The following is a 12,563-nucleotide window of genomic DNA, read 5'->3' as shown; positions in this document are numbered from 1 at the left end:
GGCGGATCCGGTCCGGTTCGTTCGATGGGTGGGCATGGCGAAGGGGCCGGCCTGCGCGTTCTGCCGGGAGCTCCCGCCGCTCGTCGTGTCGGGCTTCGGAGATCAACCAGCAGGAACAGGCAACGCGCACAGCCGCGCGAACGCGCGGGCGAGATCGACCGCCCAGGGCCAGGACCGTTGGATGCGGACCCAGACTCGGCGTTGCCCGCGGGTGATCCGCGCGGCGGTGTGCAACAACCGGTAGCGCAACGCCTTCGGCTCGACCTTCGCCAGGTCGCCGTCGAGAAGCAGGCGCTGGGTCCAGGTGATCAGGTCGACCGCGAGCATGACCACGGTCAACCACGCCGCGTTGACGGCGAAGGACCGGGACGGGAAGTGGTTGAGGCCGGTGTCCTTGCCGCAGCGGATCCGGTCCTCGACCCGGGCGTGGGCGCGGTGGCGGGCGTCGAGGAAGGCGAGCTGCCCGACGCGGGTGTCGGTGGCGAACGCGGTGTAGCGCCAGCCGTCACGCTCCTCGAACGCATCGAGCTGCGCGCCGGGATGCGGCCGTTCACGACGGACGACAACGCGGGTCCCGGCCGGGTAGTCGACCAACGCGGAGGCGGGGAGCAAGCCGGTGATCTCGGCCAGCCCGGCGCCGTCACGGTGCCCGCCGTCAGCGTCGACCGCCTCGGCCCACACCGTCTTCGGGACCAGGCTGATCACGGTGCGTTCGCGGTCGGTGACGGCCCAGCCGACGGAGAACTCACAGCTCACCGCTGTGTCTTGTTGCGCTCGGATGTGGGCGAGGAAGGCTTTCGTGGCGCCCGCGGTGTCGGTGCGGACCAGGATCGGGTGCCCGTGACGGAACGCGTCAGGGATCTGGGCGAGCGCGTCGTCGAGCACGCTGATGTGATCCGCGGCGGTGTTCGCACCGGCGTTCCCGCGGCGCAAGCGGGCGGCGAGGAACTCGCCGGTGTTGTCGCAGAACGCCAGCATCGGGTGATACCCGAACGTCTTCTTGAACGTGGGCGTGGCCTGTTCCTTCTCGCTGTGGGCGATGACGATCGTGGCGTCGAGATCGATCACCAGCACGTCCCGGCCGTGCCGGCGCAGGTCGCGGCCGGCGACCCGAGCCGCGGGAAACGCGCGACCATCGACGTCGGCGTGCTGGGCCCAGACCACCTCCCGGGCCCGCGCCCGCCCCGCCGCGATCGAGGACAACCGGCGCTCGTCGAGCTTGTCGAGCAGTCGCCAGCAGGTCGAGTCCGATGCCACCGACCCGAACACCGCGCCCTGATCGGCCAGGACCGCGATCTCGCAGATCCTCGTGGCCCCGTCGGCGACCGCGACGGCCAGATCGACCAGCACCCGCCCCGGATCATGACGCGCCCGAGCTCGTCGCAGCGGTGCGAGCGCGGTCGAGAGTTCACTGGCCAACGTGGTCCGGTCGGCGACATCGGCCAGCAGACGCGACCCGACGTGCGACACCACCCCAGCGCCGTCGGCGGTCACGATGACCGGTGGGCGCGTGCTTGTAGTCTGCACTCGGAAAGTGCCTCCTCGACCATGGCGGACAGGGCTTCGACACCCGCTGTCTTACCTGGTCACGAGGCACTTTCTTCAGTTGGGGTCGGAGATCACCGGCACAGCCCGTGAAGAGTCCGGGTGAGTGATGACATCGGACCTTGTGGGTTCAGCCAAGGATGAGACGGGTTCAGGGCGTCAGCTCTCGCCCGAGCAGGCCGCCGCGGCGGCGATGGTGGCCGACGCGCGAGCACGCGGCCTGGAGCTGACCGGCCCGGATGGGCTGTTGAAGCTGTTCACCAAGAACGTTCTGGAGACTGCGCTCGGGGAGGAGATGACCGAGCACCTCGGGCATGCAAAGAACCGGGCCGACCCGGACCGGGAATCGACGAACAACCGGAACGGTCACCGGTCGAAGACGGTGATCTCCGATGCTGTCGGGGAGGTCGAGATCGAGGTACCGAGAGACCGCGACTCGACGTTCGAACCCCAGATCGTTCGGAAACGGCAACGGCGGTTGGGGGATGTCGATGAGATCGTGTTGTCGCTGTACGCGAAGGGTTTGACGACCGGGGAGATCTCGGCGCATTTCTCGGAGATCTACGGGGCGTCGGTGTCGAAGGAGACCGTCTCACGGATCACCGACTCGGTGATCGCCGAGATGCAGGAATGGGTGTCGCGGCCACTCGATGCGGTGTACGTCGCGGTCTTCGTGGACGCGATCATGGTGAAGGTCCGCGACGGGCAGGTCGCCAACCGGCCCGTCTACGCGGCGATCGGGGTCACCGTCGACGGCCGCAAGGACGTGCTGGGCCTGTGGGCCGGCTCCGGTGGTGAGGGCGCGAAGTTCTGGCTGGGGGTGCTGACCGACCTGCGTAACCGCGGCATGCGGGACGTGTTCTTCCTGGTCTGCGACGGGTTGAAAGGCCTGCCCGAGGTGGTGGAGAACGTGTGGCCACAGACCATCGTGCAGACATGCATCGTGCACTTGATCAGGAACTCGTTCCGGTTGACGTCGCGGCGTGACACCGATGCGATCAAGCGAGGGATTCGGGCGATCTACACGGCCCCCACCGCCGACGCCGCTCTCGCTGCTCTCGATGACCTCGACGAGAAATGGGGTCGCACTTATCCGGCGATGATCCGGTTGTGGCGCAACGCCTGGACCGAGTTCGTTCCGTTCCTCGACTACGATGCCGAGATCCGTGCCGTGTTGTGTTCGACGAACGCGATCTGGGTGTTTAGATCAAGGAGTCGGTCAGGGCGTTGCTTCCCCGGCCGATGCTCGAGGCGGCCAGCCCTGACTCTGAACGCTATTGACGCCGTGAGGCTGTCTTCGATTCGAAGTGTCGGGCTGGCCGCGTGAGCGCAGGCCCGCGGTGCCTGGCTTGAAGAGAGCCTGCCTGACTCAACCCAGATCTGCCGACACCGCGGGCCTGCGCTGTCCACGATAGGCCACGCAGACGGGAACAAGTGTTGACGCACGAACACGGTGTCGCGGGGATCGATCCTCACAAGAATACGGCTACCATCGCAGTCCTCGATCATCGAGGCGGCGTGGTCGACAACAAGTCCTTCTCCATCACCAAGGGCGGTATCGATGAGCTGCTGACGTTCCTGCTCGGTGTCGAGCTGACGATCGACCGGATCGGCATCGAAGGATCGGGATTTCTCGGCCAGCCGCTGGTCCTCGCGCTCGCGGCCGCGGGTTACGACGTGCGCGAAGTCCAAGCCAACCGCACCGCGGAGCGGCGTAAGCGTCGTCGTCGGGCCAAGACCGACGCCGAGGACGCGGAGGCCATCGCCCGAGAGGCCCTCAGCGACCCCGAGCTGCCTCCGGCCGGGAAGCACACCGCGCCCAGCCCGACATGGCAGACGCTCACGGTGATCCGCGACTGGCGTGAATCTCTTGTCCTGCAGCGTGTTCGGCTGCTCACCGAGTCCGAAGCAGTACTCGTCACGCTCCCCGTCGCCATCCGCGCCACGTTGCCCTCGACCAGCCGCGTTCTCCCGCAGCTCCAGTCCCTGGTCGACGGCGTCGCGAACCCCGATCTGCTCAGCCCAGCCGAGCGGCTCAAGCTCGACCGGCTCGCGGCCAGCCTGAACGACATCATCACCCTGACGGCGCGGATCAAGGAACTCGACCGACAGATTCCCGCCCTCCTCAGCGACCTTGGCTGCACCCTCACAGAGGTCCGCGGTGTCGGCGTGGTCACAGCCATGGATCTTCTGGTCGAGATCGGCGATCCGTGCCGGTTCACGACCGAGGCCCAGTTTGCACGCTGGTGCGGAATCGCGCCCGTCGCCCTCTCGTCGGGTGAAGGTCACGGGCCGGCCCGTCGGCACCGACTCGACCTCGGCGGCAATCGAGCTGTCAACTCTGTTCTGCACATCGTGCACGTCACGCAAGTCCGATGCCACCCGCCGGCGAAAGAGTACATGGCGAAACGGGTCACCGACAACAAGACAAAACGTGAGGCTCGGCGAAGCCACAAGCGGCAGCTCGCGAACATCATCATCAGACTCGAATCCGCGAGTAGGCTATGAGCTGATCTTGGTCGGCCAAAGTTGATGTTGCTTGGGTCGGGAGTGGGGTGGTGGGCAAGCGGGCGGCCCGAGTGTCGCCTCGGGTGGCGGGTTCCTGTGCTGGTCGGGGCCGGTGCGGCCGGGTCAGGACGGAGCGGGCAGGGCGCGGACGCGGGCGAGGACCTCGGCGAGTAGGTGCTCGCCGGGTGGTAGGCGCAGGGTGAGGCCGCGGGCGTGGCGCACGAGGCGGGCGGGGATGGTGATCAGCCGCCGGCGCAGGGTGGCGATCATGGCCTGGCCGCCGCGGACGCCGTGCCCGACCAGGCGCCCGTCGCGGGTGCGGGCGGTGAGGTGGTGCAGCCACCCGCTGGTGGTGGCGGCCAGGAGTGCGCCCCACATCCAGGCTCGGTTCACCGCGAGGTGTCCGGAGGGGAGGTGGCGCAGCGCGGCGCCGTGCTTGGTGTCGCGGAACAGGTTCTCCACCTTCGTGCGGTGGCGGTACCAGTACTCGGCCTGCGCGGCTGCGGCAGGTGTGGAGACGTCGAGGTTGGTCACGATGAACGAGTAGGCGAACACCCCGTCGACCTTGGCCACCGTAGCGAGGTCGTCGAGCGGGAGCGCCCGCTGGGCGGGGTACAGGGTGCGTCGGCGCCGCGCTCGCGGGTCACCGGAGACCTGGCCGTGGTCCAGGTCGAGCCGGACCCGACGGATCAGCAGCTGGGTCGCTGCGGGCCACCAGTTCGGGCAATAGTCGGCCACCGCGACCTGCGCGCCGGTCATGTCGATCGCGTCGGTCCACCCGTCGGCCGCGACGCCGTCGAGGATGCGCCACAGCGGCGCGATGCGTCGGGCGCCGATGGCGAACTCCACGCCGACGAACAGGGCTGCGCGGGCGAGCTGCCCGGCGAAGTAGCCCGCGTCCGCACGCACGCGGACTCGCCCCGCCCGCGCCTGCGCGGGGAGCGCGGCCAGCGCCCGGTGGAACAGCTCGGCGCTGGTGGCGCGGGGGTCATCCCGGCCCGAACCGAGGTCAGCGGCCAGCACCACCGCGGTGTCGGCCCAGGTCGCGACGTGCGGGCGGGCGACCCGCTGGCCTTGGTGGTTGAACGCCACGCCCTGCTTGAGCCGGCCGTAAACCTCGACATCGGTGGTGTCCAGATCGATCGTCACGTCCGCCGTCAGCTGCTCGGCCCGGTCCGGGTCGACCTGGGCGAGCAGGTCCAGCGCGGTGGTGTGCACGTCACCGAGCCCGGTCTCCACCGCCGCCCACTGCCCCTCGATGAACTTGCGCGCGAGCCCGGCGGCGGTCGTGGACGCCAACCCCGGCACCGGCGTGAGTGCCTGCCCGGCGGTGTCGGCGCGGTGCCGGTCCAGCCCGACCAGGAAGTCCTCCCCGCACAGCTGCGCCGCCGACATGCCGACCAGCATCTGCCCGGCGCTGCACCCGCGGTCGCGGTCCTTGATGGGCCCGACCGCGGCGTCGAGCTTGTCGATGATCCCGAGCCGGTCGATCAGCTCGGTCACCGCGGCCAGCCCGGAGAACCTGGTCAGCGCCGCGTCCGGCGCGCCGAGACGCACCCGCGCACACCGCGGGCGTCGCTTGCGTACTGTTCGCACCTGATAGGTGTCCTCTCAACCCGCAATGTCGTGTCGTCGCAAACACGATCATCGCAGGTCAGCGGGCACCTATCGCCATCTCCCCAGTCCGGCCACCAGCGCAACTCGCGGATTCGGGTCAGACACATGTGGACCGACGCAAGACGCTCCACGGCGACCACACCGACCAGCTCCGCAGCTGCTGCTTGACAAGAGAGCTTCGAATCACTCAACGCCCGCTACCGCCGAGCGGTACGGGCGCGAGGGCATTTCCCCAGCGAGGCGGCCGCGTTGAAATGCCTGTACCTTGTGACCCGCAGCCTCGACCCGACCGGGCGAGGCCGCGCACGGTGGACGATCCGATGGAAGCCGGTGATCAACGCCTTCGCGATCACGTTCAGTGACCGCTGGCCGTCCGCCGAGCACTACTGACCAACAACGCCGGAACCACCGTTCCTGTTACAGACCCTATACAGTGGGATCACGTTGTCGCCGGGAGATCGTGCGCCGGTACTCCGGGGTCGAACAGGTAGCGGACGGCGTAAATCGTGCGCCGAAGCGCCCCGCGCTCCTGGAGCGCGGCGGCGAGCGTGTTCTGCCGCCCGGACGCAGAGAGTTTCCCGACCAGCAGAGGCGGTGGCGTGCCCGAACTTCAGCGCCCCGGCCAGGCGCAACAGGTCGTCCCGGTGCTCGGCGAGCAGCCCGGTGTTCAGCCGTCCCGTCAGCGGCGGTCCGATATGAGAGAGCCGAGCGGCGACCGCAGCGCGATGCTGGTCACGATAGAAGGTGATCGCCCTCAGCGTCATTCCCCAGACTTACGTGGGATGTGCTCCGGCCAAACACCGTCCGTGAGCGACACCGTCGAGAAAGAGCTGCACCTTGCGCCACAGGTGCGTCCACGGGTCGGCGATGATCACCGCCATGGCCGCACGGACGTCCGCCGGGTAACCGGCGGGTGCGTCGTCGCCCGCCCGGATCGCGAGCGCCTGCCGGGCGCCGTCGTGCAGGAGGTCGATCAGGGTGTCGGCGATGAGGACCGCGGTGGCCGTGTCGAACCCCTTGGCCTTCAGCGCCGTGAGGATGACGGTGAGTCGGTCCACCGCGACCACGGTGAGGTCGGCAGCGGGTCCGGCGAAGAGGGCCGGATGGGCGCGGAGCAGCTCGAGTCGCCACCGCGCCTCCTCCTCCAGGTAGGCGCGCCACGGCAGGTCGGCGTCGGGGAGGGGCGTGGTGACGAAGAGATGCTCGGCGGCGCCGCGGGTCAGGTCCTCCAGACCCTCGACGTGGCGGTAGAGGCTCCCCGGCGTCACCCCCAGCAGCGCTGCCACCGAGCCGATCGTCAGCGGGTCGACCCTGGTCGCGGCCTCGATGATCGACTCTCGCGAGATGCGGGGCTTGGGCCCCGGGCGGTTTCCGGGCCGACGACCAGCTGTCTCGCTCACGGGAACGAGCCTACTGCCCCGCTCTGTGAAAGTAGTTCACTATCAAGTAAGGTCACCCTCATTCCAGAGGAGGTCCGATGACGGCGGAGCAGGTGGAGAGCACCCGACAGGACGGGTCGCGGCCAGGGTGGGTCCTGGCATCGGTGGTGATCGCGTCGGCCCTGATGGGTATCGACATGATCATCGTGGCGGTGGCGCTGCCGCAGATCGGGGTGGAGCTACCGGGGACCTCGCTGGTGAGCCTGCAGTGGCTCGTGGTCGGCTACTCGCTCGCGTTCGCCGCGCTCGTGCAGCCGGCGGGCGCGCTGTCGGACCGATGGGGCTCGCGGTCGCTGTTCCTCGCCGGCATCGCGGGGTTCACGCTGGCGTCGTTGGCGTGCGGGCTGTCCTGGGACATGCTCTCGCTCAACATCTTCCGGATCGTGCAGGGCGCGGCCGCCGCGGTGATGTCGGCGAACGTCGTCCCGCTGCTGGTCCGGGCGATCGAGGAGAAGCGCAGGCCGATGGCCATCGCGATCTGGACCGCGACCGTCACGAGTGCCTCGACCCTCGCGCCGCTGGTCGGCGGCGCGCTGATCGCCGCAGGAGGCTGGCGGTGGATGTTCTTCGTCAACGTGCCGTTCGGCGTCATCGCGTTCCTCGTCGCCTACCGTGTGGTGTCGGCCGACCGGCCGGGGACCGCCGTCGCGGGGCGGTTCGACGTCGTCGGCGCCGCCCTGGTCGCCGCGGTGTTCGTCGCGCTGAACCTGGGCCTGTCCCTGGCCCAGGAGAACGGGTTCGCCACCGTGGGCGCCGTCGTCGGCCTGGTGGCCGCGGTACTGCTCGCCGCGGCCTACTCGGTGCGCTGCCGCCGGATCCCGACGCCGGTGCTGGACCTGGGCCTGTTCCGCATCCGCGCGTTCGCCGGGATCACCGTGCTTGCGATGGTCAACCGGATCGGGACCGTCGGCGGAGCGGTGTTCTACATCGTCTACCTGCAGGTCGGCCACGGTCTCAGTGCCCTGACTACCGGGGTCGTCCTGGTGCCCCTGGGCGTGGCGACCGCGCTGGGCGCGCTGGCGGGCGGGCGGCTGCAGGCCCGCGTCCCCGCCCGTTGGGTACTGGCGGCCGGGTTCGGGATGCTCGCAGTCGCCGGTGTGCTGATCGCGGTCAATGCGGCCGCAGCGGCGGACCCGGTGACCGCGATCCCGGCGCTGAGCCTGTGGGGCTTCGGCAACGGCCTGGCCAACGCCCCGCTGCAGGCGGTGGCAGCGGCGGCGGTGCCACCGGAGAAGGTCGGGATGGCGACGGGGATGGTCAACAGCTTCTTCCCCGTCGGCGCATCGCTCGGGACCTCGGTGCTCGGGCTGGTCTTCACCGGAGCGGTCGGCCAGGTCGACGCCATGACAGTCGGGCGGCCCGAGCTGCTCGGCCAGGGCATCGCGACGGTGTTCGGGCTGGTCGCCGCAGCGATGGCCGTCGGCGCCGTGGTCTCCGGCGCACTCATCGGCGCGCGGCGCGCCGCCCCGGCCTGAGCGATCAGCGCGCGACGGGTACGAGGAACACCTCGGACCCGCCGCGCCGGTGCGCGGCGAGCACCTGTGCGTGGTCGGTGGTCCAGGTGTCACCCGGACCCGCCAGTGGCACCCCGGGTGGGTAGGTCACCAGGAAGCCGTCGAGCACGGTGCCCACCGCGGGACCGTCCTCGGCCACGGCGCCGGACCAGTGGGGCCCGACCGCCGCGGGAACGGTGGCGATCGCGCGCAGGGCCCGGGTCAGGGCGTCGACGTCGGCGTCGGTCACCCCGATGTGGACGTGCGCCAGAAGGGACCCCTGCACGGCCCGGGCGAGGACCACGCGATGCTCCTCGAGCAGCGTCCGCCGCACGGCCGAGGCGTCGACGCCGTCGGACAGCCGCAGCGACACCATCATCGGGTTGCCTCCTGTTCCGTCGGTGGGGACGAGCTCCCGGGTCCGGGGGTCGTCGCGCAGGCCGGCGACCAGCCGGTCCCGCCGCGCCAGGGCCCGCGCGACGGCCTCCCGCCCCTCCAGCTCGGCGTGCGCGCGGGCGAGGTCGAGCGAGGCCAGGACCGGCCACGACGGCGACGACGTGTGCCGCCGGAAGAAGGCCCGCCGCACCGCGGCGACGAGTCCCTCCTCCCCGGCGACGTGCACGTACGCGCCCTGCCGCAGGGCGAGCAGGGTCTTGTGGGCGGACTGCGTGACGATCAGTCGTGCCGGCTCGGATCGCAGCGACAGTGTCGAGGCCGCAGCGGTCCGGGGGTGCAGGGCGTGCGCGGCGGCCCAGGCCTCGTCCACGACGAACACGGTCCGCGGCGACGCCGCGACGAGCGCCGGCAGCACCCGGTCCAGGGCGAGCCGTGAACCGTCGTAGGGGGCCGCAGTGAGCACGACCGCCGCGACCGGGCGACACGAGCGGTGCCGGGCGCCCAGCAGCTCGACGGTGGCGTCCGCGTCGAGCCGCCGCGTTCCGCGGGACGCCAGGCCGGACGGCGCGGGCAGCACGGTCGCGCCGGCGCCGTGCGCGGCGAAGAACACGGACTGGTGACAACTCGGGTCCAGGACGACGACGGGCGGGGCGGCCTGCTCCCCCGGTCCGGATTCGAGAGCGGCGTCGAGCGCGATGTGGTTGGCCAGCGTCGTGCCCCCGGTGACGAACAGCGTGTCGTCGGCACCGAAGAACCGGGCGGCCCGCCGCTGCGCCTGCGCCAGCGGGCCGCTCGGCCGGAACGGCGAGTCGAGGGCCGCGCCGGACAGCGACAGGTCGGCCCCGGGGGCGAGCACCGCGGCGTAGGCGGCCCGCCAGCGGTCGGGCAGCTCGTCGATCATCGCGGTCAGCGGAAGGGCGTGGAAGTTGTGCCACCGCTCGCGGGCGTGCCCTGCGACAGCGTCCGCGAGCGGGGCCACCGGGGTCACCACGCGAGCGTGTCCACCCGGAACATGTCGTGCGCCAGCACGGACTTCCCCACGTAGGCGAGGCACTCGTCGGACTTGGCAGGCATGACGGCGCAGAACGTCGCCTCCCGGGACCGGCGTTCGAGCTCGTGGCCGCGCCGCAGCGCCCGCGACCCGCAGCGGGCGGTCGCCTCGCGTGCGAGCCGCGGTGCGAGCTCGCCGACGACGTACTTCGCCGCGTGCACCGCGGTGTTCGCCTCCAGGCTGCCGCGGTGTTCGTCGACGGTGGCCGCAGCCGAGTGGACGAGCGCGCGGGCCGCGGCGAGCTCGGCACCCATCCGCCCGACGTCCGCCTGCACCACCGGACAGTCCTGCTTCGCCGGATCGGCGGTGAGCTCGGCGACGAGCACCCGGAAGGTCGCCTCGGCGATACCGAGGTACGCCCCCATGTATCCCGCCACCATCCAGTGCGGCTCCCGGACCAGTTTGAACAGCGACATCCCCTCCACTCCGAGGAACAGCCGGTCGGCCGGGAGCGGCACCGCGTCCAGCGACATCGGTGCCGTCGCCGTCCCGCGCAGGCCGGCACCGTCCCAGAGTGCGCCGAAGCCGACGCCGGGATCGTCACGCGCGACGACGAAGTGGCTGACCTCCAGCCCGTCGGCGGCATCCTCCGCGTCGGCGGGCGCCGCCGCGACGACGTAGTAGTCGGCCACCCCGGCCAGGGAGACGAACGACTTCCGTCCGGTCAGCTCGTACCCACCGTCGGGCGTGTGCCGGTAGGTCGTTCCGATACCGCGCAGCTTGGCACCCGTCGCGGCCTCCGAGGTCGCCGCTGCGACCAGCTTGCGTTCCTCCACCACCTCCCTCAGCAACCACCGTCGGAACCGGTCCGCGCGGGGTGGGAGGTCAGTGCCCGCGGTCTCGCACAGCGACCCGATTGCCACGTTGTGCATGGTGAAGCCCAGTGCGAGCCCGCCGTCGAGCAGGGCGAGCCGTTCGAGGAGCCGGGTCAGCTGCAGGAAGCTGAGACCGTCGCCGCCGAACTCGGCGGGGACCACGGCGGACAGGAGCCCGGCCCGGCGGAGGGTGTCGTAGGCCGGGTCGAGTGCGGCGGTGCCGTCGTCGACCCCGCCGGCTCCCGCGGCGAGTTCCGCGCGGACCTCGTCGAGGCGCTCGACGGGGGAACGGCGGGCGGTGGCGTGCATCGGTTCCTCCTCGGAACGGGTCAGTTCTCGACCGGGAGACCCAGGCCACGGGCGACCGAGACCCGCAGCAGGTCGTTGGGGCCCGCATAGACCAACCCGGCGGCGGGGCCGAGCAGGTCGGCGGTGAGACCGGTGTCCTCGACGAACGAGCGGACACCGCCCAGCGCCGCCGCCTGCTCGGCGAAGGCCAGGTGGTCCTGCGACACCGAGAGCTTGGTCAGGGCGGCGGCGTCGGCGAGACCCCGGGCGGACTCTCCCGCCTCGAAGCGCGCGGCCATGCCGCGCACGAGCACCTGCGAGCGGTGCAGCGCCAGCGCCATGTCCGCGATCCGGCCCGCCACCAGCGCGCTCGTCCCCATCCGCCTGCCGAACTGCTCCCGTTCGCGGGCCCAGGCCACGGTCGCGTCGAGGACCCGGCGCATCGGGCCGAGCGCGTAGGCGAGCAGCAGGCCCCGCTCCCACACCGTGGTCGTGGTGAGCACGGCCAGGCCCGAGCCCTCGCCACCGACGACGTCCTCGGGGCGCACGACGACACCGTCGAGGTCCAGTACGCCCATCGGCACCTCGACCAGCGCCGTCTTCGGGAACGTCGCGTCGCGGTACACCCCGGGTGCGGCCAGGTCGACCAGGAACGCGGTCAGTGAGAAGGGGGTCCGCTCGGCCGCGGTGCGGGCGAACACCAATGCGGTCTGCGCCACCGGGGCCGCCGTGACGAAGGCCTTCCGCCCCGAGAGCCGCCACGTGCCGTCGGGGCCGGGCTCTGCGCGGGTGGTCATCGACAGCGGGTCGCTGCCGCCGCCCTCCTCGGTCAGGGCGTGACAGAGCACCCGACTGCCGTCGATCAGGCCGTGCCGCTCGGGCCCGAGCATCGTCCGCAGCGGGTGGGCGAGTCCGAACAGCTGTGAGGTCATCGCATAGCAGACTCCCGGTGCGGCGCCGGCCGCGCCGAGCTCCTCGATCGCCGCGACGGCCGCGGTGACCGACGACGCCGCCGGATCGAGCGGGACGATCGTGCGGTAGGCGTCCCACTGGGTGCGGAACTCCGCTCCCGCGACAGCGGCGACGACCTCGGCCGTGCGGTCCGGGCGGACCCCGTCGAGGACGGTCATCGGCCGGCCTCGGCGGTGGCGTCCCGCACCGCGACGACGGCGGCCCGGACCGTCTCGGGGGTACGGAACGTGCGGGCGACGATCGCCGTCTCGGGGAGGGCCACCCCGGTGGCGGACTCGATCTCGGTGACGATGCGCATGATCGTCAGCGAGTCGAGCAGCCCGGACAGCAGCAGCGGCGTGTCGGGCACGATCTCCGGGGTCTCCCCGCTCGCGTCCGCGACCACGCGCGACACCAGGGTGCACACGTCTTCGACCTGCATGGGTGTTCTCCGTTCGCT

The 12,563-nt window shown here is 71.1% G+C and carries 10 protein-coding genes and 2 pseudogenes; 4 read left to right on the top strand and 8 right to left on the bottom strand.

Annotated features, from left to right (window positions below; all coding sequences use genetic code 11):
• Window positions 1–102: 102 nt before the first annotated feature.
• Window positions 103–1,527 carry an IS1380 family transposase gene (locus AFB00_RS17140; protein ID WP_068797110.1) on the bottom strand — a complete coding sequence of 475 codons (1,425 nt, stop codon included), beginning with the start codon at window positions 1,525–1,527 and terminating at the stop codon, window positions 103–105.
• A gap of 127 nt (window positions 1,528–1,654) precedes the next feature.
• On the opposite strand from AFB00_RS17140, the pseudogene AFB00_RS17135 reads away from it, so the two are divergent.
• Window positions 1,655–2,764, top strand: a pseudogene (locus tag AFB00_RS17135) (IS256 family transposase); the annotation flags it as partial.
• A gap of 215 nt (window positions 2,765–2,979) precedes the next feature.
• The gene (locus AFB00_RS17130; protein ID WP_083275289.1) at window positions 2,980–4,053 is read left to right on the top strand and encodes an IS110 family transposase; all 1,074 of its coding nucleotides are present in this window, start codon (window positions 2,980–2,982) and stop codon (window positions 4,051–4,053) included.
• 123 nt (window positions 4,054–4,176) lie between these two features.
• Here the strand turns inward: AFB00_RS17130 and AFB00_RS17125 are convergent, their stop codons facing one another.
• Complete coding sequence (locus tag AFB00_RS17125) at window positions 4,177–5,610, bottom strand: IS1380 family transposase (RefSeq protein WP_068798073.1); 1,434 nt, start codon at window positions 5,608–5,610, stop codon at window positions 4,177–4,179.
• Between the two features lie 234 nt (window positions 5,611–5,844).
• Here AFB00_RS17125 and AFB00_RS33320 point away from each other — a divergent pair.
• Window positions 5,845–6,060: pseudogene (locus AFB00_RS33320) on the top strand (transposase); the annotation flags it as partial.
• 49 nt (window positions 6,061–6,109) lie between these two features.
• On the opposite strand, the gene AFB00_RS34105 reads toward AFB00_RS33320, so the two are convergent.
• Both AFB00_RS34105 and AFB00_RS17120 read right to left on the bottom strand, forming a co-directional pair.
• The gene (locus AFB00_RS34105) at window positions 6,110–6,256 is read right to left on the bottom strand and encodes a transposase (protein WP_231974454.1); all 147 of its coding nucleotides are present in this window, start codon (window positions 6,254–6,256) and stop codon (window positions 6,110–6,112) included.
• 187 nt (window positions 6,257–6,443) lie between these two features.
• Window positions 6,444–7,070 carry a TetR/AcrR family transcriptional regulator gene (locus AFB00_RS17120; RefSeq protein WP_156819582.1) on the bottom strand — a complete coding sequence of 209 codons (627 nt, stop codon included), beginning with the start codon at window positions 7,068–7,070 and terminating at the stop codon, window positions 6,444–6,446.
• Between the two features lie 77 nt (window positions 7,071–7,147).
• Here AFB00_RS17120 and AFB00_RS17115 point away from each other — a divergent pair, with 77 nt between their 5' ends.
• Entirely contained in the window at window positions 7,148–8,584 is a 1,437-nt protein-coding gene (locus AFB00_RS17115) for an MFS transporter (protein ID WP_083275591.1), read from the top strand.
• Between the two features lie 4 nt (window positions 8,585–8,588).
• Here AFB00_RS17115 and AFB00_RS17110 read toward each other — a convergent pair whose 3' ends face one another.
• From AFB00_RS17110 to AFB00_RS17095, 4 genes are read right to left on the bottom strand one after another with little or no spacing between them, the layout of a single operon-like run.
• Window positions 8,589–9,986: an aminotransferase class I/II-fold pyridoxal phosphate-dependent enzyme gene (locus AFB00_RS17110; protein WP_156819581.1), complete on the bottom strand. Its 1,398-nt coding sequence runs from the start codon at window positions 9,984–9,986 to the stop codon at window positions 8,589–8,591.
• The gene (locus AFB00_RS17105) at window positions 9,983–11,173 is read right to left on the bottom strand and encodes an acyl-CoA dehydrogenase family protein (protein WP_068798069.1); all 1,191 of its coding nucleotides are present in this window, start codon (window positions 11,171–11,173) and stop codon (window positions 9,983–9,985) included. Before AFB00_RS17105 ends, AFB00_RS17110 begins: the two co-directional genes overlap by 4 nt.
• Before the next feature lie 20 nt (window positions 11,174–11,193).
• Window positions 11,194–12,282, bottom strand: coding sequence for an acyl-CoA dehydrogenase family protein (locus tag AFB00_RS17100; RefSeq protein ID WP_068798068.1), 1,089 nt, complete (start codon window positions 12,280–12,282; stop codon window positions 11,194–11,196).
• On the bottom strand, window positions 12,279–12,545 hold the full coding sequence (locus AFB00_RS17095; protein ID WP_068798067.1) for a phosphopantetheine-binding protein: 267 nt from the start codon (window positions 12,543–12,545) through the stop codon (window positions 12,279–12,281). The genes AFB00_RS17100 and AFB00_RS17095 overlap by 4 nt, the downstream gene beginning before the upstream one ends.
• Window positions 12,546–12,563: the final 18 nt, after the last annotated feature.

Source organism: Pseudonocardia sp. HH130630-07 (assembly GCF_001698125.1).
GTDB lineage: Bacteria > Actinomycetota > Actinomycetes > Mycobacteriales > Pseudonocardiaceae > Pseudonocardia.
The sequence above is the reverse complement of the archived record's forward strand: the minus strand, read 5'-3'. Positions and strand labels throughout refer to the sequence as shown.